The following is a 26973-nucleotide window of genomic DNA, read 5'->3' on the forward strand; positions in this document are numbered from 1 at the left end:
GCATGGCCATCGTCCTATCCACGTGCCAGGCAGGACAGGTCCAGCGGTGGCAGATTTCGTTCCCGGAAACAGCATCGAGAGCACGCGGCGCATTTTGGCGGCGCGGCTGAGATCGGCCGCCATCGACGAGGCCGAGATCGAGGCGCGTCTGCTCGTCGGGGCTGTGCTGGGCCTCGATCTGACCGGGCTGATCACGCAGGCGGACCGCCCGCTGACGGCGACCGAGGTCTCGCAACTCGAACGCTACGCGCAGCGGCGCCTCGTGGGCGAACCGGTCGCGCGCATTCTCGGGGCCAAGGAATTTTGGGGCCTCACCTTTCAGCTCTCGGACGCAACGCTGGTGCCGCGGCCCGACACAGAGACCGTCGTCGAGTTGGCGCTAGAGATTTTTCGCGAAAGTCCCGTCTCCGGAAGGCCGCCGCGGATCGCCGATATCGGCGTAGGTTCAGGTGCGATCCTGCTTGCGCTGTTGCACGAGATTCCGGATGCGTTCGGCGTCGGCACCGATGTCAGCCTGACCGCGCTCGGCACCGCAAAGAGTAACTCCGCAGCACTTGGTCTCGCCGACCGTTCCGCCTTCATCGCCTGCTACTACGCGGCCGCGCTCACGGGTCCCTTCGACCTGATCGTATCGAACCCACCCTACATTCCCTCGGGCGACATCGCGAATTTGAGCGTCGAGGTCCGCGACTACGATCCGCGCCTCGCACTCGACGGCGGCAATGACGGCTTCGATGCCTACCGCGCCCTGATACCGCAAGCCGCCCAGCTTCTGGCTCCCGGCGGAGCTTTGGTTGTGGAGGCCGGACAAGGTCAGACACGCGGCATTGAAACCTTGATGGTGGCTGCGGCGTTAGAGGTGGAGAGGCCGCCCAAGGCTGATCTGGCAGGCGTCTTAAGGGCCGTGTCGGCCCGAAAAATGCCCCCATAAAAGCCGGATTGGGCTGCAAAAACCTCTTGGAATATCCCGTGGGAACGACTACGTTCCGGTCAAACATCGGTGCCGGCCCCGTAGACCAACGGGCGAGAGCCGGGCTCTCAAGGCGAGAGCTGCACTGGATTGAAGGTTCCAAGCCGCAGGTCCTGTTAAGCGCGATGGCCCGTTGAGCTGCGCTGCTTTCCGACCGCAAAGTGAACGAAAGCCTGATATTGCGCTTGAAGATTTACGCAAGAAACCAGGGCTTGTTTCGGCAGGCAGAATGAATGGGTTCGCTGGCGACGGGCGCCGGCGGGTGGGGAACGCGTCTTTGTTGAACGCGAAGGTCAACGACATCGGCAGGGACCTTGGTCGGGACGTCGGCAGGGATTCGAGCCGCGCGCGGTGCGTGTGCCAAACCTGCGCCGCAGCAATTTAGGTCACTCTCAACAGCAGTAACGCGTACGAACTTTTCAAGGGCTGGAATTAAAGGCAGGACATGAGAAACGGTCAGAACAAGCAGCGGATGCGCAACCGGAACAACAACAACAACAATAACCGGCGCGGCCAGAACCCGATGACCCGGGTTTACGAGTCCAACGGACCCGACATCAAGATCCGCGGCACCGCCTCGCACATCGCCGAGAAATATCTCCAGCTCGCGCGCGACGCGCGCTCCTCTGGCGATCCGGTTGCGGCCGAGAACTACTATCAGCATGCCGAACATTATTTCCGCCTGATTGCCGCAGCGCAGGAGCAATTCCGCCAGAACCAGCAGCAGCCGCGCGGCGGTGAAGAGGTCGTCGTCAGCGACGACAGTGATGACGATGGCGAGACCTTCTCCAATTTCGGCCAGGAGCCCGGCTTCGTGCCGCAGCCCCAGCAGCAACAGCCCTATGTGCGCGACCGCGACCATCAGCGTGACCACCAGCGTGGCGAGGGCCAGCCCTATCAGCGCGACCAGCAGCAGCCGCGCGAGCATCGCGATCGCGACCGTCCGCAGCCGCAATATCAGGCCCAGCCGCAACCGCAGAACCAGCCGCAGCCGGTGATTGCCGATGCCGGCAGCGTCGATCGCCTGCCCTCCTTCATCACCGGCGCGCAGCCGCAGGTCAATGGCGGCCAAGGCGGATTCGAAGGCAGCGGTGGCGGTGAACGCTATCCGCGGCGGCGCCGCCGGCCGCATGGTCCGCGCCCCGACCGCGAGGCAGCGCCGGCCGCCGCCTCGAGCGACGATCTCGCGCCCGGCGAGTAAGCCTTAAAAGCGCGCTTCGATTTATCCGACACAAAAAACGCCCCGGCTCGCCGGGGCGTTTTGCTGTCAGCTCCGCGTCACCGTCGTCGAGGACGGCACCAGCACGGGTTTGAGCGATGGAATTAGCCGGGCGCGTTCGCGCTTCGCCGGGATCACGCGATAGACCTGCTTGGTCGCTTCCACGATGTGCACGCCTGCAAACGGCAGCGACAGCGCGGCACCCGCGCGCTCCCACATCAGTGCCGATTTCAACAGCCAGCCGCCGGCATAGGGCGGCATGAACAGCGCCTCGCCCCATGCCGTCGGCGTGAACCAGGTCTGGCGCAACAGGTCGGTGATCTGTGCGCGCGAATACGGCCGGCCATGGCCGAATGGCGTGTTCTCGGTGCGAGTCCACACCCCGCGCCGGTTCGGAATGATCGCAATGACGCGGCCCGACGGCGCCAGCACCCGCCACACCTCGCGCAGCAGCGCCGCCGGATCGTCGCAGATTTCGAGCGCATGGACGAGCAGGATGCGGTCAACCGCGGCATCCGGCAACGGCAGCGAGAACTCATCGACCAGAGAGGCCAGCGCAGGCCGCCCCGTCGGCCATTTCAGGACGCCCTGAGCGGCCGGCATGAAGGCGATGCAGCGCTCCGCGTCCTCGCGGAACAGGCCGAGATAGGGGGTGGGATAGCCGATGCCGAGCACCCGCTGCCCCTCCGCCTTCGGCCAACGTTCCCTGATTCCACGATTGATCAATTGCCGCGCCACGATCCCGAGGCGGCGCGAATAGAAGTCACGTAGATCAATGACATCGATGCTCATGGCCGCAATGTAACATGCGCCCGGCGGCCAGGGCGCGCGGAATATTGCGTTGCCTGCGTACCGTTAACGCCATATCTGTTTGCCGGGGCTGAGCGCGAGGGAGATGTCATGGCCACCGAAATTCGTACTTTCAACTGTTTAAACGACAATTTCGGTTATCTGATCCACGATGCGGAAACCAAGGCAACCGCCTCGATCGATGCGCCGGAAGCCGGGCCGATCCTGCAGGCGCTGGAGCGCGAGGGCTGGACGCTCACCGACATCCTGATCACCCATCACCACGGCGATCATGTCGGCGGCGTCGCCGAGCTGAAGCAGAAATATAACTGCCGCGTCGTCGCGCCGCATGACAAGACGACGAAAATTGCCAATGTCGATTTGCGCGTCGGCAATGCCGATGTCATCAAGGTCGGCAGCCTGCTTGCGCGCGTGCTGGAGACCCCCGGTCATACACTCGACCATATCTCCTACGTGTTCGACGCGGAGAAGACGGTGTTCGCCGCCGACACGCTGTTCTCGATCGGCTGCGGTCGCGTGTTCGAGGGCAACTACCCGATGATGTGGGATTCGCTCCTGAAGCTGCGGGCGCTGCCCGACGACTTCAAGCTCTATTGCGGCCACGAATACACCGCCTCCAACGTCAAGTTCGCGCTCACCATCGAGCCTGACAATCCCGCACTGCAGGCCCGCGCGGCAGAGGTGACCAGGCTCCGCGCCGAGAACAAGCCCACGATCCCCTCACTGCTTGGTGATGAGAAGCGAGCAAATGTGTTCCTGCGCGCCGATGACCCCTCGGTTGCTGCCAAGCTACACATGAAGGGTGCCGATGGCGCCACGGTGTTCGGCGAATTGCGCGAACGCAAGAACAAGTCCTGACGGGGATCGATGCCGACCGCAGCCGAGATCATCGCGCGCCTGGAGCTGAGACCGCATCCCGAGGGCGGGCATTACCGTGAGACGTTTCGCGACCAGACGACCGACGCGCAGGGACGCTCACGCTCGACCTCGATCTACTTCCTGCTGGCGCGCGGCGAGCGCTCGCACTGGCATCGCATCGATGCGGTCGAGGTCTGGCACTATTACGCCGGCAGCCCCTTGACGCTGCGCATTGCGCATGAGGGCTGCTCGCAGCACGAGGTGCGGCTCGGCACCGATCTCGCGCACGGCGAACGTCCGCAGGCGATCGTGCCGGCAGATGCCTGGCAGATGGCCGAGACATCAGGCGAATGGACGCTGGTCGGCTGCACCGTGGCACCGGCCTTCGAGTTCGCAAAATTCGAGCTCGCGCCGAAGGGCTGGGAGCCGTAGAGCATGATCCGGAAAAGTGTGAAGCGGTTTTCCGAAAAGATCATGCTCAAACTACAACCTAAAGCGCGATGACGATTTATCCTAATCTCATCGCGCTTTAGACGCGATCGGAAATCGGGTGGGAACCGCCGGTCGCACGCCCTATCACGTCGCTCCTCACAACAGGAGCGACCGATGCACGGCACTTTCGACACTTCACACATTCAGATCGAACCGGCCATTCTCTATTTCGGAACGCCTGTTGTGCTGATCGGCACGACCAATGCGGACGGGTCCTACAATCTCGCGCCGATGTCCTCGGCCTGGTGGGTGGGTTGGCGCTGCATGCTCGGGCTCGCGCGGGAATCGCAGACGACCGCCAACATGATTCGCACCGGAGAGTGCGTGCTCAATCTGCCGTCCGCCGGTCTCGTCGGCTCCGTCGATCGTCTGGCGCGGACCACCGGCTCTGATCCGGTGCCGCCGGCCAAGGCTTGGCGCGGCTACCGCTACGTGCGAGACAAGTTCGGCGTCAGCGGATTGACCGCATTGGCGGCGGAGACGGTCGCGGCGCCGCGCGTCGCCGAATGTCCGGTGCAGATGGAGGCGAAACTCGCGCATGTCCACGACATGGCGCAGGACGACGAGATCTTTCGCGGCCATCTGACCGCAATCGAGGTGCGCATCACGCGCGTGCATGCGCATCCCGCCATCATGATGGAGGGCGAGAATCACCGCATCGATCCCGACAAGTGGCGACCGCTGATCATGAGCTTCCAGCAGTTTTATGGCCTGACGCCGGAGCGGCTGCAGCGCTCCGAGCTTGGACAGATTCCGGAAGCGATGTACCGGCCGCCGGGCTGGCGGCCTAGCGCGGCTTGACCGGCTTCCACAACAGCAAGTCCTTCGCCGCGATCAGGCCGCCACCGGCGATCAGGATCGCGGCGATGGCGATGCTGGCGCTGGCTTTGGCGAAGCCGGCAGCGATTAGGAAGGCGGTCGAGAGCAGCGGTGTTGCGTAGGACGCCGCGCCGAGCACGCGGATGTCACCGCGCTTCATGCCGATGTCCCAGGCGTAGAATGCCGCGCCCACGGGGCCGACACCGAGTGCGATCACCGAGAGCCATTGCAGCGTGGTCTCCGGCCACACCGTGGTCTCGAGCGTGGCATGCATCAATGCGGCAAGCAGCGAAGTGGCAAGGCAGAAGCCGGCGACCGCATCGGTCGGCACGGCTTTCAATCGGCGCGACAGCACCGAATAGCTGGCCCAAACGAACGCCGCGATGAAGGCGGCGATCAGCCCCGGCAACTGGCCCTGCGCAAAGCCAGACGAGTTGCCGGCGAACAGCAACACGGTGCCGACAAGGCCGAGCACGGCACCGACGACGTGATGCACGGCGAGACGTTCGCCCGGCAAGAAGGACGAAAACAGCACGATCAGCAGCGGCCATAGATAATTGAGCAGGCCCGCTTCGGCCGGCGGCGCGAAGCGCAGCGCCAGGAAATAGAGCGCGTGATAGCCGAACAGGCCACCGACGCCGACGGCCCACACGACCGGCGGCTGGCGCAGACTCGCTGCCACTCCGCTGCGGCCGATCCAAGTCAGGAGACCGACGAGGCCGCCGATCGCGAATGTCATCGCAGCGAGCTGGAACGCGGGGATCTTGCCGGTCGCGACCGTCATCACCGCGAGCAGGGACCACATCAGGATTGCTGTCAATCCGATCAGCGTCGCGGTGCGGGGAGTCATCAGCCACATACTCTCGTCATGGCCGGGCTTAGCCATCTGAAGGACGGCGTCGCTTCCGCTCGCCTATGCCCGGCCAGCCACGTGGGTTGGAGGCCGATGGTTTTAAGGCCGTGGATGCCCGGGACAAGCCCGGGCATGACGATATTATTGGTATGGCCGCGTGTGATGCTTGCGTATCACACCATGTACTGGCCACCGTTGACCGACAGTGTCGAACCTGTGATGGCGCCGGCCTCATCGGCCGCGAGGAACACCACCGCGCGGGCGATCTCTTCGGGCTCGCCCAGGCGTCCGATCGGGATCAGCGGCAGGATCGCCTTTTCCAATACGTCCTTCGGCACCGCCTGCACCATCTCGGTGTTGATGTAGCCCGGGCAGATCGCATTCACGGTGACGCCACCCTTGGCGTTCTCGATCGCGAGCGCCTTGGTGAAGCCGATCTCACCGGCCTTCGCCGCGGAATAGTTCACCTGGCCGAACTGACCCTTCTGGCCATTGATCGAGGAGATGTTGATGATGCGGCCGAATTTACGCGCACGCATGCCCTCGATCACCTGGCGCGACATGTTGAACAGCGAGCCGAGATTGGTGCCGATCACGGCATTCCATTGCTCGAGGCTCATCTTGTGGAACGCGCCGTCCTTGGTGATGCCGGCATTGTTGACGAGCACGTCGACCGGGCCGACCTCGGCCTCGACCTTCTTCACACCCTCGGCGCAGCCGTCGAAGGAACTGACGTCCCACTTGTAGACGTTGATCCCGGTCTCGGCCTTGAACTTCTCCGCCGCCGCATCATTGCCGGCATAACTCGCCGCGACCTTGTAGCCGGCCGCCTTCAGCGCCTTGCTGATCGCAGCACCGATACCGCGCGTACCACCCGTGACCAATGCAACACGTGCCATATTGTATTCCTTCCCTCGACGTTTCCTTGGGCGCTTCTAGAGATTTGAGTGATCGTTTTTACTGACGGATTATGCGGGTGGATTGACGGACATCAAGAACAAAACGCCCGGCAGTACGCCGGGCGTTTGTCTTTAGTCGAGGCTGACGCGGTTGCGAAGAATATTTGAGTTGCAACCGCTACCCTTTTTAGCCGCGTGCAATGCACCCGTTCTCAGTCGCGTGCCACGCACATGGCGATACCCATGCCGCCGCCGATGCACAGCGTGGCGAGGCCCTTCTTGGCGTCGCGCTTCTGCATCTCGTGCAGCAGCGTCACCAGCACGCGCGCGCCGGACGCGCCGATCGGATGGCCGATCGCGATCGCGCCGCCATTGACATTGACCTTGGAGGTATCCCAGCCGAGGTCCTTGTTGACGGCGCAGGCCTGCGCGGCGAAGGCTTCGTTGGCTTCAATCAGATCTAGATCGCCGACGTTCCAGCCAGCCTTCTTCAGCGCCAAACGCGAGGCCGGAATTGGGCCGGTGCCCATGATCTTCGGATCGACGCCGGCATGCGCCCAGGAGACGATTCGGGCGATCGGCTTCTTGCCTTCCTTGGCCGCCTGCTTCGCGGTCATCAGCACGACGGCAGCGGCGCCGTCATTGATGCCGGATGCGTTGCCGGCCGTCACCGTGCCGTCCTTTTCGAAGGCCGGCCGCAGCTTGCCCATCGCATCGAGGGTTGCGCCGTGGCGCGGATATTCGTCGCTGTCGACCACCACGTCACCCTTGCGGGTCTTGATGGTGACCGGAACGATCTCGTCCTTGAACTTGCCGGCCTTCTGCGCGGCCTCGGCCTTGTTCTGCGAAGCGACCGCGAACTCGTCCTGCTGGGCGCGGGTGATCTGGAATTGCTTGGCCACGTTCTCGGCGGTGTTGCCCATGTGGTAGCCGTTGAAGGCATCCCACAGGCCGTCCTTGATCATGGTGTCGACGAATTCGAGGGCGCCCATCTTGACGCCGCCGCGCAGGTGCTGGGCGTGCTGGGCCATGCTCATGGACTCCTGCCCGCCGGCGACCACGATGTCGGAATCACCGTTGACCAGCGCCTGATAGCCGAGCGCGACCGAGCGCAGGCCGGAGCCGCAGAGCTGGTTGACACCCCAAGCCGGGCTATCCACGGGGATGCCGGCCATGATCGAAGCCTGGCGGGCCGGGTTCTGGCCCTGACCTGCGGTCAGGATCTGGCCCATGATGACTTCGGAGACCCGGCCGGGCTCGATGCCACCGCGCTCCAGCGCGGCCTTGATGGCAATCGCGCCGAGGTCGTGGGCGGGAAGGGTCGCGAAGGCTCCGTTGAAGCTTCCGACCGGGGTGCGGGCGGCGCTGACGATGACGACATCGTCTGACATGGGCATCTCCTGGGGCTTGAGTTCTTTTGAAATGGGGGCAGGCAGGCGACGATAAAAGGCTCGCCAGTCTCACCCGGCATCCTGTTAACGTCGTTGCGGCATGTCAATCGGCCGAGGAGCAGATTCATGCCGCAGCGCACTCAGAATAGCGCATCTGTCGCTTTCGCACGCAAGTTTTTGCTCTGCAATTAACCGTGGCGCACAAAACGGTAGCGTGAGCCCTTTGAAAATGCTTATTTTGTTGCGTTGCGTACTCTTCCCGCCCTGCGGCATAGCCCGCCGGGTTCCCGTTCTCAGCGTTTGCAAGTGAGAGCCCATGGCGAAATCAGACCAACCCACCACAATCAAAAAATACGCGAACCGCCGGCTCTACAACACCGGAACGAGCACCTATGTGACGCTGGAAGACCTCGCCGCCATGGTGAAGGAAGGCGAGGATTTTCTGGTGTATGACGCCAAGACGGGCGACGACATCACCCGCTCCGTGCTCGCCCAGATCATCTTCGAGCAGGAGAACAAGGCTGGCCAGAACCTCCTGCCGACCACCTTCCTACGCCAGCTGATCCGCTTCTACGGCGACAGCATGCAGATGGTGGTGCCGAAATATCTGGAGCAATCGCTCGCGACGCTGACCCAGGAGCAGGAGAAATTCCGCAAGCAGCTCGCCAACACCCTGTCCGGCACGCCCTTTGCGCCGCTGGAGGAGCAGGTCCGCCGCAACATGGAGCTTTTCCAGCAGACCTTCTCGATGTTCAAGCCGTTCGCGACCCCGCAGCGCTCCGCGACGCCGGAGCCTGAGCCCGAGACCAACGGCGAGGCACCGAAGAGCGACAACATCGACGAACTGCGCCAGCAGATGAAGGACATGCAGGAGCGCCTCGAGCGGATGTCGAAGAAGGAGGAGTAGGCGCCTTCGAGGCGCGTGTCCGCGGAGGTCCCGCAGGCACGCCAAGCGTCGTTTCACGCTTGATGCACCCACAATGTCGTCCTGGCGAAAAGCCAGGACCTATTACCCCCGACCATTATTGCTGCGGGCCATGCTTTCCCGCCCACCGCTGTCATTCCCCGCGAAAGCGGGGAATCCAGTACGCTGCGGCTTCCCCGTATTAGTCACCGCATCTGGAATACTGGATCGCCTGATCCCGTCTCCGCCAAGGCTCCGACGAAGCTCGCGAACTTGGCTCGCCGAAGCTTCAGCGTAGGCGGCAAGTCGGGCGATGACACCTTGGGTATGGCACACGCGTGCCTCGATCTCGTCATTGCGAGCGCAGCGAAGCAATCCAGAGTCTTTCCGCGCAGTCATTTGCCCGACGATCAGTTGCAAAATTCGCACCCGCGGTCACGGTCCGTAAACTAAAGCGTTTAAGACAATTTTCCCCGATGGCGGTCTAAGCTCGCCTCGCCGATTACGCCCGTTCATTGTCCCGCTCCCGACGAAGCGCCCTTGCCGATGACGACGCCCAGCACGACAGAGCCGCGCGCGAGCGTCCAGCACGGGCCCGAAGCCTTGCTCGCGCTGAGCCAGCTTGCGCTCGACCGCATGGAGCAGGGTGTCTGCGTCTACGATTCCGACAATCGGATCGTGTTGTTCAACCGCCGCTACGTCGACCTCTTCGACATGTCGCCCGAGGTGGTGCGTCCCGGGACGAGCTATCGCGAGGTGCTCGCCCACAGCGCTTCGCGCGGCAACTTTCCAACGAGCGAGATCGACAAGCTCTATCAGGAGCGCGTGGCCCTGATCGCGAGCGGCAAGGCCTTCCGGACGGAGCAACGATCGTCCAGCGGACTGGTTCTGGCGCTCGATCTGAAGCCGCTCCCCGAGGGGGGCTGGATGACGATCTGCGACGACGTCACCCGTCTCGACCGACTCGAGGCGGAACTGCGCGTGCAGACCGAGCGCAGCCAGCATGCACTCACCAATATGTCGCACGGTCTCATCATGTACGACGCGCAAGGCCGCGTCGTCGTCTGCAACGAGCGGTTTCTGCGCCTCTACGACCTCGACCCCGACATCGTGAAACCCGGCGTGTCACACAGCGCGGTAATCGCGCACTGGATGTCGCGCGGCAATCTGCCCGGAATGTCCGCGGAGGAATTCCACGACAGGCGGATGAGCGATGTGCGCGCCAAGAATTCGGACGCCGTGCTCGTGATGCGCTGCGACGGTCGAATGTTGCAGGCGATATCACGGTTTCTGCCAGACGGCGGCTGGGTGACGGTGCACGAAGACGTCACCGAGCGGCTGCGGTACGAGGAGGCGCTGAAGCAGCAGAACTTCATGCTCGACGCGGCGCTGGAGAACATGGCGCACGGGCTCGCCTTCTACGACGGCGACATGCGGCTCAAGGTCTGCAACAACCGCTACCGCGAGATCTACCGGCTGTCGGTCGAGGAAACCAGGCCCGGAACGCATCTGGCCGAGCTGATCGAGCGGTCGATGGCGAATGGCGCCTTCGCATCCCAGTACAGTCCCCAGCAGATCCTGGAAGCCGCCCGCGCGCGCATCGCGAGCCGCGACGACTCGTCGATGCGGCGGAGCATGGCCAACGACACCGTCGTCTCGGTACGCTACTGCGCGCTGCCCGAGGGGGGCTTCGTCGCGACCTACGAGGACATCACCGAGCGCGAGCGCGCGGTCGAGGAGCTCGGTGAGCAGTACCGCCGGTTCGACGCGGCGCTGAACAACATGAGCCAGGGGCTGTGCATGTTCGACAGCCATCTGCGGGTCATCGTCTGCAACACGCGTTACATCGAGATGTTCGGCCTGTCGCCCGAGATCGTGAAGCCCGGTGTCTCGATGCGAGAGATCATGGAGCATAGTTGTGCGATCGGTATCAACCCGAACACGACGGCGGCCGCACTCTATGCCGACTATCTCGAGCGGCTGCGCGAGGGCGCGCACACGCTGCACCGCCATTTGAGCGACGGTCGCATCATCAAGCTCAACCACACCCGCATGTCACATGGCGGCTGGGTCGTGACCTACGAGGACGTCACCGAGCGCCACAAGACGCAGGCTCGCGTTGCGCATATGGCGCGGCACGATTCGCTGACTGACCTGCCCAACCGTGTGCTGTTCCGTGAGCAGATGAGCGAGGGCCTGAACGAGGTCGCGACCGCCGGCGGCGCGATCGCCGTGCTGTACCTCGACCTCGACAATTTCAAGACCGTCAACGATCGCCTCGGTCACGCCGCCGGCGACCAGCTGCTGTGCTGGGTCGCTGCGCGGCTGAAGGAGCAGGCCGGCCAGCACGCCACCGTGGCGCGGCTCGGCGGCGACGAATTCGCGCTGATCCAGCGCGGGCCGCAGCCGGAAGCGGCCGAAAAGCTGGCGCGCCGCCTGATCGAGATCATCGGCCATCCCCCACCGCTCGAAAATCAGTCGGTCCATGTCGGCGTCAGCATCGGCATCGCACTCGCGCCCGATCACGGGCTGGACGTTGACGAGCTGATGAAGTGCGCCGACCTCGCGCTCTATGGCGCGAAGGCCAAGGGACGCGGCGCCTATCAGATCTTCGAGCCTGCGATGGAGGAAGAGGCCCGCGCGCGGCATGCGCTGGAGGCAGATTTGCGCGGCGCGCTCGGGGGGCGCGAATTTCAACTGATGTTCCAGCCGCAGGTTCGCCTCGACACATCCGAGCTGACCGGCTTCGAGGCGCTGCTGCGCTGGAAACATCCTTCGCGCGGCATGGTCTCGCCAGCGGAGTTCATTCCGATCGCGGAGGAGACCGGGCTGATCGTTCCAATCGGCGAATGGGTTTTGCGCACGGCGTGCACGACGGCGGCGGGCTGGCCGGACATGAGCATCGCGGTGAACCTGTCGCCGGTGCAGTTCCGTTCGCACGGCCTCGTCGCAATGGTCACGAGTGCGCTTGCGGAGGCGGGCCTTGCGCCGCATCGGCTCGAGCTCGAGGTCACCGAGACGGCCCTGCTCGATGACAGCGAGGCGACGATCGAGATCCTGCATCAGCTCCGCGCGTTGGGGGTGCGCGTCAGCCTCGATGATTTCGGCGTCGGCTATTCCTCGCTCAGCTATTTGCGCAAGTTTCCGTTCGACCGCATCAAGATCGACCGTTCCTTCGTCGGCACCCTCGGCGAAAGCCCGGAAAGCATCGCCATCGTCCGCACCATCGCCAGCCTCGGCTCGGTGCTCGGCGTCGAGACCACGGCGGAAGGCGTGGAAACCGAAGAGCAACTCGACTTCGTCCGCGCTTGCGGCGGCACCGCCGTGCAGGGATTTTATTTCGGCAAGCCATGCCCGGCCGCAGAGGTCGGCCGCACGATCGAGCGTCTGAGCGCGATCAGGCAAGTGGCGTGAGGCCTTGCATGGGGTACGATCGCTACCCCGCCACACCGAAATCGTAGGGTGGGAAAAGGCGCGCCTGCGCCGTGCCCACCATCCTTCCTCCATTGCGGCAGAAGTGGTGGGCATGCTTCGCGTTGCCCACCCTGCGGCTTCGGCGCCAAATCGTAAGGCTGCTACCCGGCCACGGGTACTGCGCTGTCCTGCGACGTGCCCCACGGGCGGGCGGCTGACGCTAGCCCGATCAGCCTTCCCTGGATGTAGTCGCAGCCCCAGTCGCGCAGCATGCTTGCTGCTTCCTCGTCCTGCACCCATTCGGCGACGGTCTTGATGTCGAGGCGGCGCGCGAGATCGATCAGGGTCTGCACGAAGGCCCGGTCGTCGGCGGAACGGGTGATGTTCTGGACGAAGGCGCCGTCGATCTTGACGATGTCGACGCCGAGCTTGCGCAGATTGCGGAACGAGGTGTAGCCGGCGCCGAAATCGTCGATGGCGATGTGGCTGCCGAAATGCTTGAGACGACCGACGAAGGCGCGGACGTCGTCGATATCCTGGATCGCCACCGTCTCGGTAATCTCGACGATCAACCGCTCGGCAACGCCCGGATGGGCCTGCATCAGCGATTCGATCGACGCCCACCAGTCGGGATCCATGGTGGTATCAGGCGAGATGTTGAGGCTGAGCCGGACCTCGGGCGAGGCGGCAAGCTCGGCGACCACGAGCTCGAGCACGCGGTGGTCGACAAGGCGGATGAGGCCGAGCCGCTCGGCCACCGGCACGATGTCGGGCGCGAGCAGCGTCCGCCCGTCGCCCTGCTCCATCCGCACCAGACACTCATAGAATGCGCCGTCGCGGGTCGCGGCCGAGACCACCGGCTCATAGGCGAGCACGATGCGGCGATCGTTCAAGGCGGTGACGATCTCGTCGGTGACGCGGATGTTGACGCGGCGCTGTGCGTCGCGCTCGGCATTCGGCCGCCAGGTGCCGAACGAGCCGGCGCGGCGGCGTTTGGCGGCGTCGAGAGTCTCGTGCGCGCGGTTGATCGCTTCGTCGGCATTGCGTGCATGGCGGGGAACGCTGACCGCGCCGATCGATGCGGTGATCGAAACCGGGCCCGACTTGGTCGGCACCACCTCGTCGCGAATGCCGGCGAGGAAGCGCTCGGCGGCGACGTTCATGTCGTCGACCGTGCAGTTCTTCAGGATCAGGCCGAACTTGTTGCCCGAGAAGCGTCCGAGCACGTCACCGCCGCGAAGCCGCGCGCGAAGGCGTTTTGCCACGTCGAGGATCACGGCGTCCGCAACATCGAAGCCGAAGGCGTCGTTGACGCGGGCGAGACGATCGATGCCGACCAGCATGAACGCCGAGGCCGAACGGAAGCGCACGGACTCTTCGATCGCCTCGGCGAGCGCCGCGATCAGATGGGTGCGGTTGAGCTCGCCGGTCAAGGGATCGAGCCGGGCGAGCTTCGCAAGCTCCTCGTCGCGGGCGTGCCGCTCATTGTTGATGCGTACCGCGCCGACCGCACGGACCGGCCGGCCATCGGGACCTGCGAACCAGCGGCCGGTCTCCTCGATCCAGACCATGGGATCGGAGGCGCTCATGCGCACGCCGTATTCAGTTCGGTAGGACGTGCCGTCAGCGCCGTGCACGGCCGGCGACTGGGCAAGCGCGGCCGTGCGCAGCGACTGCGACGGCTCGATCAGGCGGGCGAACTCGGCGCCGGTCGCCAGCCGCTCGGCGGGGATGCCAGGGAAGACGGAGCCGATCTGCTCACCCCATTGAATCGCATCACTCGCGATATCCCAGATGAAGACGGCCTCACCGAGGGAGGCCAGGATGTCGGAGACTTGCGGCAGGGCAGCGGTCAAGGGCGCCTCGTTTCGGGACAGCGGAGACGGACTCACGGTCCTGAGGATAGAGCGAGATTCGGCTTTGACCCTAGGCAAAGTTCATAAACAATTTGGAAACCACGTTTCGAAGCTGGCCCGGAACCAGAACGGCCCGGCCGGCATAGACCTTGCGAGTACCTCACACGCACGGCGGCCCGCGTCCCGAAACGCGACAGTCTCGCCGGATTTTGAGCCGGATTAACGGTGTTTGCGATGGTGAGTACGGATCGAGCAGAGGAAGCGGAAGGCGGCACGGGGACCGCCCTGGTCCCGCTGACCCCAACGCTCGAATGGACGCATAAAGTGGTGCTGCCGCGCCCGGACCCGAGCTTCGTCACCCAGCTCATCGCCAATGCTGAGCACCTGCCGCAGACAAGCCGGTTGCGTCGGGCGAGCCCTGCGGATGCGAGGCTGGCCTATGGCCACAGGCAGATGCTGGGAAGCGTGACCGCCAGGACGCGCCAGGTGGCGTGAGTCTCTTACCTCTCCCCGCAAGCGGGGCGAGCAGCGCACCGCCGATGCGGCGGCGGTTCAGGCAACTCGCAAGATCTCAAATCAGCGCTGTGGCGTATCCGGCGACCCCGGCGTGCCGTTGCTCGGCTGGAGATGCGGCGAAGGGATCTCCGGCGAGGGCGAGGCTTGCGGTGCCTTCGGCGCGGGGGGATCCATCAGCACGGATTCGGCGACGGACTGCGCCGACGGCGCGGGCGCGGGTGGCGTTACGGGTACGGGCTGCGGCGCGGGCGCCATGCGCGGCTCGACGACCGGTTCATCCGCCTGCTCCTCGACCTGACGGCGGGCCTTGCGCGGTGCCGGTGCGGCCTCGGTGACATAGGCGCGACGACGCGTGCGCTGGGCGACGCCGCCGATGAAATCGGCCATCGCGAGCAGTACCAGCAGGAAAAAGATGGAGTTGCCGAATTTGGGCCACATCACGAATTCGGCCACGGCCGCGCCGAACACGATCAGCGACAGCAAATGATCCATCAGGAATTTTGCGCCGGGCCGCGCGCCCTTCACGACCTCGAGCAGCAGCAGCACGATTCCGAGCGCGAGCAGGAGATCGCCCAGCGTGACCGGCCACAGTTCGCCGGTGATCATCGGCACCTTGAACAGCACATCCGTGAAGGACACGGTGGGCATCAGGAACACGATGATGTTGTAGACCGCGAGCGGAATGAGAAGCAGCGGGAAACCGACCATCGCGTGTGCGCCTTCCTGATCGTGACGTCCGGGCAGGACAATGCGGCGGCGAAGCGTTTGCTCCGCCGCCGTCACCGTCTTAACTCACTGATTGGCCGAATCCAGGCAGACGAAAAGTCGCCCCGCCTGTCGATACGCCGGCCTCAGGACTCTTTTTTCTTCAGGACCTGCCGGCCCTTGTACATGCCGGTCTTGAGATCAAGATGGTGCGGGCGGCGGAGCTCGCCGGAGTCCTTGTCCTCGACATAGGTCGGCTTCTTCAGCGCGTCAGCCGAGCGGCGCATGCCACGGCGCGACGGCGAGGTTTTTCTTCTCGGAACGGCCATTATCAATATCCTCTAGGGATTGGTGTTCGGGGCATCGTCCGGCCTTCCGGACGGCTCAGCACCCGCAATACGGGGCGAGCTGAATGCCGATCAAGGCCGGGCTTATAGAGGAAGGCTGTTCGTAAAGCTAGGGTTTTGGACCGGAAAAAGCGCCCGGAATGGGCTCAAAATCCGCGATTTTCCCGCCAGCAGGTCGAAACAGCCTGCGCCCGCGCCATATAGGTCACCGCCAGCCGTCGCACCCCCGGCCCCGGGGCGCGGGCGCTGCGTTTGACCGGATTTGGCAGGATCGAGGCCAAAAGTCCGGCTTCCCGGGGCGAAAGGCTGGCGGCGGACTTGCCGAAGGCATAGGCGCTGCCCGCTTCCACCCCGAACTGCCCCTGCGGCCCGAGCTCGGCGATATTGAGATAAATCTCCAGGATCCGCGGCTTGGACAGGACGAAATCGATCCACAGCGCCAGCGGGAATTCCAGGACTTTCCGGATCGGATCCCGCCCCTGCCAGAGGAACAGGTTCTTGGCCACCTGCTGGGTGATCGTGGAGGCACCGCGGAACGGCGTCCCGTCCTCCTGCGCGTCGTCGATCGCCTCGCGCAGCGCGCCCCAATCGATGCCGTGGTGCTTGCAGAAATGGGCATCTTCGGCCGCGACCACCGCGCGCGGCAAATAAGGCGACATCGCCGAAAGATCGATCCATTGCCGCTGCATCGGCGCGCCACGCAAGCTGCGCCAGGCCATCAGCGTCGAGACCGGGTGTCCGGTGCGGTAGAATGGCGCGATTGCGTAGGGCAGGAGTGCCGTGACCGTAAGCACCAGAGCCAGGGTTTTGACGATGCGAAAAATCGACCTTGTCCTGCGCCACAATGGAAGTGATGAACGGGTCCAGCGATTAAGCCTGTGATAATTCGGGCCTTTTCCAGCAGTTTTAAGGCGTTCCAAGTGATTGACGAAGCGGCTCGCATAAAGGATTGTCCGGCCGAATTTTAGTTCTGGAGCCTTTCTTGATGACCGGCACGCCCCCGTCCGATTTCGCCAAACGCCTGGACAAGACCGCTGACGATACCGAGGCCCTGCTGGCCAGGCTGTTGTCGGACGACATCCTGCCAGACGAGATCGCGCGCCCCAAGCGGCTGATGGACGCGATGCGCTATTCGAGCCTCGGCGGGGGCAAACGCCTGCGGCCGTTCCTGGTGGTCGAGAGCGCCGCGGTGTTCGGCGTGCCGCGCGAGGCTGCCCTGCTCGTGGGTGCCGCGCTCGAATGCATCCATTGCTACTCGCTGATCCATGACGATCTGCCGTCGATGGACAATTCCGACCTGCGCCGCGGTCGGCCGACGCTGCACAAGCAGACCGATGACGCCACAGCGATCCTCGCCGGCGACGGCCTGTTGACGCTCGCCTTCGACATCGTCACCCGCGACGAGATCCATCGCGACGCCAATGTCCGGCTCTTGCTCACGCGGGCGCTGGCGCGCTGCGCCGGCATAGGCGGCATGGTTGGCGGGCAGATGCTCGATCTCGCCGGCGAAGGACGCTTCGGCGATCGCGAGCCGGTCGACGTCGCGCGGCTCCAGCAGATGAAGACCGGCGCGCTGCTGCGCTATGGCTGCATCGCCGGCGCGATCCTGGGACAAGCCTCCGCGAAGGAGTACCAGGCGCTCGACGATTACGGCCGCGCGCTCGGCGAAGCCTTCCAGATCGCCGACGACCTGCTCGACGTCGAGGGCGATGCGGTAGCTCTCGGCAAGCCGTCCGGCCAGGACGCGGCGCTCGGCAAGACCACCTTCGTCACCCAGCTCGGCATCGAGGGCGCCAAGCAGCGCGTGCGCGACCTGCTCGCGCGCGCGGACGCCGACGTCTCGATCTTCGGTGATCGCGCCGCGGTGCTGCAGGCTGCCGCGCGGTTCGTGGCCGAGCGGAAGAACTAGTCCGCAGGACACGAGTTGATTGGGACAGTCCGTCAGCGGCGAACACGTCACCTCGTTCCGCTTGCGGGGCGAGGGAGCGCACCACCGCCGCTGCGACGGTAACCTTCCGTCTCGGGAGCGATAGCTGCGATGGACAAAGACGATCCCGTCCTCATCCGCTTCCGCAAGATGTCGCGGCCCCTGCGCGTGGTGTATGCGCGGCCGCGGACCTTCATCGCGCTCGCTGCCGGCATTCTGGTCGGCCTGCTGCTGCCCGGCTCGTTCCGGCTGGTGACGCGGCTTCTGATCGGCTGGGATGCGCTGATCACGGTCTATCTCGTGCTGGTCTACAGCATGATGCTGAATCAGGACCATAGCCACATCCGCCGGGCCGCGATCATGCAAGACGACGGCCGCTTCGTGCTGCTGCTGGTGATAGCGGTGGGCGCCTTCGCGAGCATCGCGGTCATCGTTGCCGAACTCGGCACCCATCGCGGCGTCGCCGAGCTTTCGCTCGCGATTGCCACGATCGGACTCTCATGGGCCGCGGTCCACACGACCTTCGCGCTGCATTACGCCCATGACTATTACCGCCACGCCAAGCCGGGTGGCCTGCAATTTCCGAGCGGTGACGAGCACGACCACGCCGACTACTGGGACTTCGTCTATTTTTCCTTCGTGATCGGCATGACCGCACAGGTCTCGGACGTCGGCATCACCGACAAGACCATCCGCCGCACCGCGACCGCGCACGGCATCGTCTCGTTCATCTACAACACGGCGCTCTTGGCGCTGACGGTGAACATCGCGGCGAGCGCGATCGCGCCCTAATCCGCGAGGACGGGATCAGTCGCAAATCTCCGGATTGGGGTCGGCGCCATAGCCGCCGCCACCGCGATATCCGAGATGACAGCCGCGCTTGACCGGGCGGCAGATGAGGTCATTGCAATAGATCTGACCGCTGCCTCCCGAAGCGCGTCCGCCGGCCGCCGCCGCGGCGGCACCGGCCGGCGGACGCTGTTTTGCGGGGCGATCCTGCTGCTGGCCGTCATCGCGCTTCGCGGCGCTCGCGGGCTGCTTGCCGCGCTTCTTCTCGCACTCATTGTCGTCGTTCAGCACAAAGCCGTCGCCGCAGACGATTTTCGTGCACTTGTCACCGTCAGCCTTGAAGCCGTGGTCGCAGATCAGCGGGCAGACCCGCGACGGCTTCGCCCTGACCGCGTCGAGCGCATCGGCGCTTGCCACCTTCACGTCGAGCTTGGTGCCGGCATAGCGGTTGAACTGTGACAGCGAGCGCTGCGAGGCCATGTTCCAGTTGCCGTCGGCTTGCCCTGAGAAGCAGCCGACACGGCCGAGCTCGGCTTGCACCGAGCGGGTCAGATCGGCAGGTGCGTTCGGCGTCAGCGCGGCAACGTTTGTGCCGGGAGTATCGGCTTTGGTGGTCGAGGCTTCGGGCGTCGCGGCCGCCAGATTGACGCGCTGCTGCTCGGCGGCGGCCGCCTGCTGCTGCGCCTGCTCCTTGGCCTTTTGCGCGGCGAGCTGTGCCTGCTCGGCGGCCTTCGCATCGGCCTCGGCCCTGGCCTGCGCATCCTTCTGCGCCCCGCTTGCTGCCAGACGATCGCGCTCGGCTTCCGCCTGCTTCGCCTTTGCGGCTGCCGCCGCGTGGACCTCTTCGGCCGCGATCTTGTCGAGCTGGAGTTTTGCCAGGCTCGAATAGAAGCCGTCGGGATGCTGGACCAGGAACGCGTCCCACGCCGCCTTGTTGCCGACCTGAAGCGCAAGCTCGTAGTCGCGGCGCACCTCAGCCTGCGCATTGACGGCAGGCTGGGCGGGCGCAACAGCCGCGACCTTGGCCGGCACCAGCGGCACGTCGTCGCCGCCGAGCGAGCCATAGACGAACGGCTCCTGCTTGTTGTTGGTGGTCTTCAAGACGTCGTCGCGCACGAAGCCGAAGGCGCGGCGGACGTCGAGACCCGGCGTCGTCAGATGCTTCGACAGCGCGATCGTGAACGGGCTGTTGCTGCCGTCGCCGTCCTGCGCCGTGGAGCCGGCCTTGGCCGAATAGGCGATCAACGTGTTGGGGCTGGTCGGCTCGACCTGGGCGAGGCCACGCCCGATCCCGCGAGTAGCGAGCGTGCGCTTCATGGTTTTGCCGAAGGGATTGTCTCGGCAGGCATCGAGGATCACCAGACGGAGCTGCTTGGCCGGCTCGATCGCGACCAGGACGCGGTCGAGCGACAGCGCTTCGTCATAGACGTCGGTGTCGCGCTCGAGCTTGGCGTCGACGGGGATCAGATAGTTCGCGCCATCGACCTCGATGCCGTGGCCGGCATAGTAGACTACGGCGATATCGGCATCGCGGGCGGAATCGGCGAATTCGCGCAGCGCACGGCGGGTCTCCAGCGCCGGCAGATCGTGGCGGGCATCGACCACATCGAAGCCGGCCTCCTTCAGCGTCTTCGCGATGACGGCCCCGTCATTGTCGGAGTTCGCTAGCTGCGGCGCATTCTGGTAGGCGGAATTGGAGAGCACCAGCGCAACGCGCTTGGCGGCAAAGGCTGGCCCGACGCCGAGCAGCAGCGCGAGCGCGAGGAAAAGCGGACAAAATCTGAACAGGCTGCGCATGACGGGACTTCCAAAGCTCAAGGGAGAATTCGGCACCCTTTTGGGCCTACCTAGCAACATCCGTGTCGCCCGCTTGTGACGGAGGTCACGAACGGCCGTGCGACAGCTCGCGCGCAAAACCCTTTTCGTTAGTCTCGCCAAATGGGTAGCGGTTCGTTGGACCTGGCGCGTTTCACGCCCTCAGCCGGCTCCGACATGCCCGCGGTGCTGCGGCAGATTGTCCGTGATCTCGTACCAGGGCGCCTTGGAGCCCACGAACATGTGCGCCGTGGGGCGGATCGAGGGGTCGTCGAGCAGGGTTCCCATGGTGACATGGACCCATTGGCCCTCGCGCACCACCGAATAGAGCAAAGAGCCGCAGCGGGCGCAATGCGCGTCGTGGGTCATCTCGTCGCCAAAGATCAGCCGCGCATCCTCGCCCGCGACCACGCGGAGCTTGTGCCGCTCGATCCCCGCGAACGGCTTGAAAGCGGAGCCGGTGGTGCGGCGGCAGTCCGAGCAATGGCAATTCAGCGCATAGACGAACTCATCCGCGACATCGTACTGCACGGCGCCGCAGTAGCATTTCCCGGCAAGGCGGCGACGGCTCGTCGTGCTTGTCACGATCTTTCTCCAGCGTGGAATGCGGCATGACAATCTAGCGGGTCGGCCAGCCCGTGCCGATCAGCTTTTTGCGAGCAAAACGCTGGCGGTTTCGCGAGGCCCGCCCTACGCTCTCTCGTCGCGCCAACGTGCCAGGGAAGGAGAGAAGCATGGGGTATGACCGTTCGAGTGTCGAGGCCGTGGTGCAGGATTATTTCGACGCGCTCTACGAAGGCGACGCCGAGAAGCTCGGCACGGTGTTTCACCCTTCCGCCGATCTGCGCTGGGTAGAAAAGGGCGAGCTCAAGATCCTGACGGTGCCGGACTGGCTCGCCTGGGTGCGCAAGCGGGCTTCCGCAAAGTCGGAAGGCAAGCCGCGCGAGGATTTCATCGTCACCATCGACCGCTCGGACGACAAGACCGCCTTCATCAAGGTCAAATGCCAACTGCCGCCACGCTACTTCACCGACTATCTCGTGGCGATGAAGCTCGCCGACGGCTGGCAGATCGTGTCGAAGTCGTATCGGTATGATCTGAAGGAGTGAGAGGCGGCGGCCGAGAAGACGATGGACGTCGCACTCGAAGGCGTTCCCCAATTTCCGTCATTGCGAGCGAAGCGAAGCAATCCAGACCGTTTCCGCGGAGACGGTCTGGATTGCTTCGTCGCTGCGCTCCTCGCAATGACGGCTGGGGAGAGGTCGCGCGCTGCGCTACTGCATCTCGCAGCGACGCATTCACACCAGCGCGATGAGCGACGGTGTGCCATAGATTTGTCCGAGCCATCGATGACACACCTCGCGGATGCATCGTGATCGCGGTCACGGGCATCTCTGCAATGCCACATACCAATCCACCTGAAAGATTCCCATGATTCTCGATCGTCGTTCGCTGCTCGTCTCGTTGTGCTGCATGGCCGCTGGGCCCGCGTTGGCCGAGGAGGCACCTCCGACGCTTCAAGCCTATGAGCGCGAGAGCGGCGGCAAGGTTGGCTTCTATGCTGAAAACCTCAGCTCCGGCAAAAAGCTCGCCTGGCGCGCCGACGAGCGGTTCGTCATGTGCTCTACGTTCAAGGCCTCACTTGCTGCCTGCGTTCTGGCGCGGGTCGATCGCGGCGAGGACCAGCTTGCGGCGATGATCGGCTATGGCCAGGCCGACTTGCTCGACTATGCACCGGTAGCGAAGGAGAACCTGTCGAAAGGCACGATGTCGGTCGGCGACATGTGCAAGGCCAGCGTCGAGCTCAGCGACAACACCTGCGCCAACCTCTTGCTGGCGCGGATCGGGGGACCGGCGGCACTCACCGCGTTCTGGCGCTCGCTCGGCGATGCCACCTCGCGGCTCGATCACAACGAGCCCGAGCTCAATCGTTCGCGGCCGGGCGACCCGCACGACACGACCACGCCCACGGCCATGGCCGGCAATTTCCGCCACCTCGTGCTCGGCGAAACCTTGACCGCGGCCTCGCGCACGCAGCTCACCGAGTGGATGGTGAACTGCAAGACCGGCGCAAAACGGCTACGCGCCGGCTTGCCGGGAACCTGGAGGATCGGCGACAAGACCGGCAACAATGGCAAGGATGCCTCCGGCGACATCGTGGTGGCGTGGCCGAAGCCCGATACCCCGATCCTTATTGCGGCCTACACTCAGGGCGGCACGCCGAACGCCGCGCAGATCGAGGCCGTGTTCGCTGCCATCGGGAATATGGTCGCCGCGCGGCTGGCATGATCGCACCGCATTGACCTCGCCCGCGCTTCCGGGCCAAGTGAAAGCATGGTGGAAGCGCGGTTTCAGGTCTTTCTCATCCTGCTCGGGGTGCTCGCCGGCACGGCGCTGGTGGCGCGGCGGCTCAACATCGCGCCTGCCATCCTGTTGATGCTGGCCGGCGTGGGCTTGGCCTTTGTACCGGGCATGCCGCGGGTCGAGCTGCCGCCTGAGCTCGTGCTCCTCCTGGTGCTGCCGCCGCTGATCTATTCGGCGAGCGTCGCCATGAGCTGGCGCGAGTTCAGGAACAATCTGCGCCCCATCGTGCTGCTCGCGGTCGGCTGCGTGATCTTCACCGCGGCGATGGTGGCAACCGCTGCGCATTTCCTGATCGGCATGCCCTGGACCACCGGATTCCTGCTAGGTGCCATCGTCGCGCCCCCCGACGTGGTGGCGCCACTCGCGATCGCGCGCAAGCTGCACATGCCGCGCCGCATCCTGGTCGTGCTCGAAGGCGAAGGCCTCGCCAACGACGCCACCGCGCTGATCCTCTACCGCTTCGCGCTGGCCGCAATCATGACCGGCAGCTTCTCGCTGCCGCTTGCGACCGGCGAGTTCTTCCTGATCATCGCTGGCGAGGTCGCCTACGGCATCGGGGTCGGCTGGCTCTCCTTGCGCGCCCGCAAATGGGCCAGGGATCCGCAGGTCGAGATCACGCTATCGCTGATCACGCCCTACCTCGCTTACTGGCTGCCCGAGCATGTCGGCGGAAGCGGCGTCATCGCCACCGTCGCCTGCGGGCTCTATGTGAGCTGGAACGGGCCGTTATGGATTTCCTCGGCGACACGCCTGCAGGGCATCTTCTTCTGGGACCTCGTGATCTACCTGATCGAGGGCATCCTGTTCCTGCTCACCGGCTTCCAGATGCGCGCGCTCTACGAGCAGTCGAAGGCATTTCCGCTCGACGAGATCCTGATTGCGACCGGCGTGGTCGTCGTCATCGTGGTGATCGCGCGCTTTGCCTGGGTCTATCCCGCGACCTACCTGCCCCGGATATTGAGCGAGAGCCTGCGCCGGCGCGATCCCTCGCCGCCCTGGCAATGGGTGTTCACGCTGGCCTTCACTGGCGTGCGCGGCGCAGTGTCGCTCGCGGCCGCGCTGGCGCTGCCCTTCGTGCTGCCGGGCGGCGAGGCCTTCCCCTATCGCGACCTGATCCTGTTCGTCGCCTTCGGCGTCATCTTCGTCACACTGGTCGGCGTCGGCCTCGGCCTGCCCAAGGTGGTGCGATGGCTCGGCGTGGCCGAAGCCGGCCGCTCCGAGCATGTCGCCGAGCATGAGGCCGAGATCGCCGCACGGCGCCAGGCGCTCGATGCAGCCCTGAGGTCGCTCGATACACTCGCCGAGGAGAAGGAGCTGTCCGACGAGGTGGTGCACCTGCTGCGCGCCCGGCACGAAATCCGCGCCAGCCAGCTCCCCGAGTCGCTCGACCCGAACCGCGACGACGTCTCTGCCGCCGGCACCACGCTGACGCGTGAGCTGATCACCGCAGAGCGCAGGTTCATCCACGAACTCTTGCGTGAGGGCAAGATCACCGATGAGGCGAGGCGGCGGATCGAACGCGACCTCGATCTGGAGGAAGCGAGTCTGGCGAACCGGGAGTTTCAGAGGGTGCCGCTGTAGGGTGTGCATTTGGTGCTCAATGCAGCCGCGCCTTCGGCTGTCGTCCCGGACAAGCGCAGCGAAGCGGAGTGCAGATCCGGGATCCATAGCCACAAGCAGGAGTTGTGGCACGAAATGTGGTTGCCAGTCTTCGCCAAACTACTCCCTCGGGTTATGGGTCCCCGCCTTCGCGGGGACGACAGCGGGGAGGGATTGCGCAAAAGCAGCGCCGTCATCGCGAAAGCTGCAACTACCGCTTCTCGCAAAACTCCTTCATCGCCGTGGCAACCGCCGCCGCAATCACCTGCTGCCGCGCCGGTGAGTTCATCGCCATTTCCTCGTCGCGGTTGATGATGGAGCCGGCCTCGAGCAGGACCGCGGCGCTTCTCGTGCGTGAGAGCACGATGAGCTGGTCAAAACGATAGACGCCGACATTCTTATCCAGCAGCTCATGACGATAGCGGCCCATCAGCGGCAGGGTGTACTGGTGCGCGTAAGTTAGGTCCTGCGCCTTCAGCTCCCTGCCGAGAAGCCGGGCGAACGCAAGGCTCGCTGCGTATCGCGGGTTCTGCCGCGAGACGAACAGGGAATAGCCGGAGAAGCGGTCGCTGAAATGGCTCTTGGCGCCTTCGAACTCCCACTCCTCCAGGAATTTGTCGGGCACCGCGTCGTGATGAATCGACAGGAAGAGATCGGCCCGCCAGTCGTTGGCGGCGTTGACGCGCTTGAACAGGCTCGGCCTCGCCCTCCCCTCCGTGACCAGCAGACGCGTCGTGGCAAAACCTTCCGACTTCAGTTTCTCCGCGACGAGCCTCGCAAGCCGTAAGTTGAACGCGAACTCGGGATCGTTGCGCGCACTGTCCGCGCCGAGCGCTTGGGCGGTGTGTCCGACGTCCACGACGATGCGAAATCTGGCCGGCTCGCATTTTTCAGGCGCTGGCTTGGGATTGGGCCTGGGCTTCGCGCGCACGATCTTCCGCGCCGGCACGGCATGTCTCGCGTCGACCGGCGCGAGCAACAGCGGAAGAAGCGAAACAACGACCGCTGCAGTGATGGCCCTCACGGACGGCAAGCGCTACACCGGTCGCTCGCCCTTTACCGTCACGCGCGTCCCCGACCGCGTGTGCGGCCAGTAGTCCCACATGGCGCGGTGCTGGGTGCAGCGGTTGTCCCAGAAGGCGATGGCGTTCTCGGTCCAGCGGAAGCGGCATTGGAACAGCGGATTTTCGGCATGCTGATAGAGATAGGCGAGCATTGCGTCGCTTTCGTCGCGGGGAACGCCGTTGATGTAGCGGGTGAAGCCGCGGTTGACGTAGAGCGCCTTCTTGCCCGTGACCGGATGCGTGCGCACCACCGGGTGCTCAGCATGCGGATAGGTTTGCTTGTCGGCAACGCCGTAGTTCGCATAAAGCCCGCGATAGATCGGCTCGCCGTCATGGAGCGCGGTGAGGCCGTCGAGATAGGCCTTCATGCGGTCCGACAGCGCCTCATAGGCCGCATACATGTTGGCGAACAGCGTGTCGCCACCGCGCGGCGGGCACTGCTTGATGTAGAGGATCGATCCCATCGGCGGTTCGAGATCGCAGGACACATCGGAGTGCCAGCCTTCGCCATTGGCGCGTGGCGAGTTCTTGTCGGCATAGATCTTCATCAGCGCCGGGTCTTCGTCCTCATGTGGCGCAGCGGGATGAAAATGCAGTTCGCCGAATTTGCGGCCGAAGGCGAGATGCTGCTGCGGGGTGATATGCTGGTCGCGAAAGAAGATGACGAGGTTTTCGGTCAGCGCTCGATGGATCTCGTCCATCTGGCGGTTGGAGCGAGAATCGTCGGAGACTAACTTGCCGATGTCGACGCCTGAGATTTCCGCGCCGATAACGGGTGTCAGCTTTTCGACGGCGATGGTCTCATACGGTGCGCCGTCCTCAGCCATGTGGCGATAGCGCGGACCTTGCTTGCCGGCGAGCGAGCTCATGGCGGGTTCTCCCGATCGTTTTGACTGGGAGCATGGTAGCGCGCGGCGTTGGAAGCGCAATGCGTGCCGCAAACTCAACTCGCCGTCCCGGACAAGCGTAGCGAAGCGGAGCGCCGATCCGGGACCCATAACCACAGGAAAGAGTTGCAGCGCAAGCTGGTAACCACCAGCCTTCGCCAAACGGCATCCTGTGGTTATGGATCCCGGGCTCGCGCTACGCGCGCCCCGGGACGACAGCGGAGAATGGGCACCAGCGGAGCGAAGCTACTCCGCCGCGGTCTCCGGCACTTTGGCGCCCTGGCCGTAACGCTGGTCGATGTAGTCGATCACCAGCGCCTTGAAGTCGGCGGCGATGCCGGGGCCGCGCAGGGTGCGGAACTTCTTGCCATCGACGAAGACGGGCGCGGCAGGCGCTTCACCGGTACCGGGCAAGGAGATGCCGATATTGGCGTGCTTGGATTCTCCGGGGCCGTTGACGATGCAACCCATGACC

Annotated in this window: 25 protein-coding genes and 1 pseudogene; 13 read left to right on the top strand and 13 right to left on the bottom strand. The window is 64.6% G+C overall.

What is annotated here, in order from left to right:
• Nucleotides 1-46 precede the first annotated feature (46 nt).
• The gene (gene prmC, locus SO156_RS30450; RefSeq protein ID WP_458148314.1) at nucleotides 47-931 is read left to right on the top strand and encodes a peptide chain release factor N(5)-glutamine methyltransferase; all 885 of its coding nucleotides are present in this window, start codon (nucleotides 47-49) and stop codon (nucleotides 929-931) included.
• A 484-nt stretch (nucleotides 932-1415) separates the two neighbouring features.
• Nucleotides 1416-2171 carry a DUF4167 domain-containing protein gene (locus SO156_RS30455; protein WP_458148315.1) on the top strand — a complete coding sequence of 252 codons (756 nt, stop codon included), beginning with the start codon at nucleotides 1416-1418 and terminating at the stop codon, nucleotides 2169-2171.
• 66 nt (nucleotides 2172-2237) lie between these two features.
• Here SO156_RS30455 and SO156_RS30460 read toward each other — a convergent pair whose 3' ends face one another.
• Complete coding sequence (locus tag SO156_RS30460) at nucleotides 2238-2981, bottom strand: methyltransferase domain-containing protein (RefSeq protein WP_458148316.1); 744 nt, start codon at nucleotides 2979-2981, stop codon at nucleotides 2238-2240.
• Between the two features lie 108 nt (nucleotides 2982-3089).
• On the opposite strand from SO156_RS30460, the gene gloB reads away from it, so the two are divergent.
• From gloB to SO156_RS30475, 3 genes are all read left to right on the top strand, one after another.
• The gene (gene gloB, locus SO156_RS30465) at nucleotides 3090-3857 is read left to right on the top strand and encodes a hydroxyacylglutathione hydrolase (protein WP_458148317.1); all 768 of its coding nucleotides are present in this window, start codon (nucleotides 3090-3092) and stop codon (nucleotides 3855-3857) included.
• Nucleotides 3858-3866: 9 nt separating this feature from the next.
• On the top strand, nucleotides 3867-4289 hold the full coding sequence (locus SO156_RS30470; protein ID WP_458148318.1) for a cupin domain-containing protein: 423 nt from the start codon (nucleotides 3867-3869) through the stop codon (nucleotides 4287-4289).
• 174 nt (nucleotides 4290-4463) lie between these two features.
• A complete protein-coding gene (locus SO156_RS30475) occupies nucleotides 4464-5150 on the top strand; it encodes a flavin reductase family protein (RefSeq protein WP_498537334.1) in 687 nt (228 codons plus the stop codon).
• Here the strand turns inward: SO156_RS30475 and yddG are convergent.
• From yddG to SO156_RS30490, 3 genes are all read right to left on the bottom strand, one after another.
• Nucleotides 5137-6018, bottom strand: coding sequence for an aromatic amino acid exporter YddG (gene yddG / locus SO156_RS30480; RefSeq protein ID WP_458148319.1), 882 nt, complete (start codon nucleotides 6016-6018; stop codon nucleotides 5137-5139). The genes SO156_RS30475 and yddG overlap by 14 nt on opposite strands.
• Before the next feature lie 176 nt (nucleotides 6019-6194).
• Nucleotides 6195-6920 (bottom strand): acetoacetyl-CoA reductase, encoded by a 726-nt coding sequence (gene phbB, locus SO156_RS30485; RefSeq protein ID WP_458148320.1) that lies wholly within the window; start codon nucleotides 6918-6920, stop codon nucleotides 6195-6197.
• 212 nt (nucleotides 6921-7132) lie between these two features.
• Entirely contained in the window at nucleotides 7133-8311 is a 1179-nt protein-coding gene (locus SO156_RS30490) for an acetyl-CoA C-acetyltransferase (protein ID WP_458148321.1), read from the bottom strand.
• Between the two features lie 316 nt (nucleotides 8312-8627).
• On the opposite strand from SO156_RS30490, the gene phaR reads away from it, so the two are divergent.
• Both phaR and SO156_RS30500 read left to right on the top strand, forming a co-directional pair.
• Nucleotides 8628-9218, top strand: coding sequence for a polyhydroxyalkanoate synthesis repressor PhaR (gene phaR / locus SO156_RS30495; protein WP_458148322.1), 591 nt, complete (start codon nucleotides 8628-8630; stop codon nucleotides 9216-9218).
• A 543-nt stretch (nucleotides 9219-9761) separates the two neighbouring features.
• The gene (locus SO156_RS30500) at nucleotides 9762-12629 is read left to right on the top strand and encodes a PAS-domain containing protein (RefSeq protein WP_498537335.1); all 2868 of its coding nucleotides are present in this window, start codon (nucleotides 9762-9764) and stop codon (nucleotides 12627-12629) included.
• A 161-nt stretch (nucleotides 12630-12790) separates the two neighbouring features.
• Here the strand turns inward: SO156_RS30500 and SO156_RS30505 are convergent, their stop codons facing one another.
• A complete protein-coding gene (locus SO156_RS30505) occupies nucleotides 12791-14485 on the bottom strand; it encodes a putative bifunctional diguanylate cyclase/phosphodiesterase (protein WP_498537336.1) in 1695 nt (564 codons plus the stop codon).
• Between the two features lie 234 nt (nucleotides 14486-14719).
• On the opposite strand from SO156_RS30505, the gene SO156_RS30510 reads away from it, so the two are divergent.
• Nucleotides 14720-14980, top strand: coding sequence for a hypothetical protein (locus SO156_RS30510; protein ID WP_498537337.1), 261 nt, complete (start codon nucleotides 14720-14722; stop codon nucleotides 14978-14980).
• 81 nt (nucleotides 14981-15061) lie between these two features.
• Here SO156_RS30510 and SO156_RS30515 read toward each other — a convergent pair whose 3' ends face one another.
• The 3 genes from SO156_RS30515 to mtgA all read right to left on the bottom strand — a co-directional run bounded on the left by SO156_RS30515 (nucleotide 15062) and on the right by mtgA (nucleotide 16877).
• Complete coding sequence (locus tag SO156_RS30515) at nucleotides 15062-15709, bottom strand: hypothetical protein (protein ID WP_498537343.1); 648 nt, start codon at nucleotides 15707-15709, stop codon at nucleotides 15062-15064.
• A gap of 143 nt (nucleotides 15710-15852) precedes the next feature.
• The gene (gene rpmF, locus SO156_RS30520; protein ID WP_024509484.1) at nucleotides 15853-16035 is read right to left on the bottom strand and encodes a 50S ribosomal protein L32; all 183 of its coding nucleotides are present in this window, start codon (nucleotides 16033-16035) and stop codon (nucleotides 15853-15855) included.
• A 164-nt stretch (nucleotides 16036-16199) separates the two neighbouring features.
• Entirely contained in the window at nucleotides 16200-16877 is a 678-nt protein-coding gene (mtgA, locus tag SO156_RS30525; protein ID WP_498537344.1) for a monofunctional biosynthetic peptidoglycan transglycosylase, read from the bottom strand.
• Between the two features lie 161 nt (nucleotides 16878-17038).
• Between mtgA and SO156_RS30530 the strand changes: the two genes are divergently transcribed.
• Both SO156_RS30530 and SO156_RS30535 read left to right on the top strand, forming a co-directional pair.
• Entirely contained in the window at nucleotides 17039-17962 is a 924-nt protein-coding gene (locus tag SO156_RS30530) for a polyprenyl synthetase family protein (RefSeq protein ID WP_498537338.1), read from the top strand.
• Between the two features lie 129 nt (nucleotides 17963-18091).
• Nucleotides 18092-18772 (top strand): DUF1345 domain-containing protein, encoded by a 681-nt coding sequence (locus tag SO156_RS30535; protein ID WP_458148327.1) that lies wholly within the window; start codon nucleotides 18092-18094, stop codon nucleotides 18770-18772.
• Between the two features lie 15 nt (nucleotides 18773-18787).
• Here SO156_RS30535 and SO156_RS30540 read toward each other — a convergent pair whose 3' ends face one another.
• Nucleotides 18788-20566 carry a caspase family protein gene (locus SO156_RS30540; protein ID WP_498537339.1) on the bottom strand — a complete coding sequence of 593 codons (1779 nt, stop codon included), beginning with the start codon at nucleotides 20564-20566 and terminating at the stop codon, nucleotides 18788-18790.
• A gap of 180 nt (nucleotides 20567-20746) precedes the next feature.
• Entirely contained in the window at nucleotides 20747-21169 is a 423-nt protein-coding gene (locus SO156_RS30545; RefSeq protein ID WP_458148329.1) for a GFA family protein, read from the bottom strand.
• Nucleotides 21170-21318: 149 nt separating this feature from the next.
• Between SO156_RS30545 and SO156_RS30550 the strand changes: the two genes are divergently transcribed.
• From SO156_RS30550 to SO156_RS30560, 3 genes are all read left to right on the top strand, one after another.
• Nucleotides 21319-21693 carry a nuclear transport factor 2 family protein gene (locus tag SO156_RS30550; RefSeq protein ID WP_458148330.1) on the top strand — a complete coding sequence of 125 codons (375 nt, stop codon included), beginning with the start codon at nucleotides 21319-21321 and terminating at the stop codon, nucleotides 21691-21693.
• A 322-nt stretch (nucleotides 21694-22015) separates the two neighbouring features.
• Complete coding sequence (gene bla, locus SO156_RS30555; RefSeq protein ID WP_498537340.1) at nucleotides 22016-22873, top strand: class A beta-lactamase; 858 nt, start codon at nucleotides 22016-22018, stop codon at nucleotides 22871-22873.
• A gap of 48 nt (nucleotides 22874-22921) precedes the next feature.
• A complete protein-coding gene (locus SO156_RS30560; protein ID WP_498537345.1) occupies nucleotides 22922-24529 on the top strand; it encodes a Na+/H+ antiporter in 1608 nt (535 codons plus the stop codon).
• 229 nt (nucleotides 24530-24758) lie between these two features.
• Here the strand turns inward: SO156_RS30560 and SO156_RS30565 are convergent, their stop codons facing one another.
• The 3 genes and pseudogenes from SO156_RS30565 to ispG form a co-directional block, all read right to left on the bottom strand.
• The gene (locus SO156_RS30565) at nucleotides 24759-25580 is read right to left on the bottom strand and encodes an N-acetylmuramoyl-L-alanine amidase (RefSeq protein WP_498537341.1); all 822 of its coding nucleotides are present in this window, start codon (nucleotides 25578-25580) and stop codon (nucleotides 24759-24761) included.
• Between the two features lie 3 nt (nucleotides 25581-25583).
• Nucleotides 25584-26480, bottom strand: coding sequence for a TauD/TfdA dioxygenase family protein (locus SO156_RS30570; RefSeq protein WP_498537342.1), 897 nt, complete (start codon nucleotides 26478-26480; stop codon nucleotides 25584-25586).
• 264 nt (nucleotides 26481-26744) lie between these two features.
• Nucleotides 26745-26973: pseudogene (gene ispG, locus SO156_RS30575) on the bottom strand (flavodoxin-dependent (E)-4-hydroxy-3-methylbut-2-enyl-diphosphate synthase); the annotation flags it as partial.

The sequence above is a fragment of the Bradyrhizobium sp. UFLA05-125 genome (assembly GCF_059803515.1).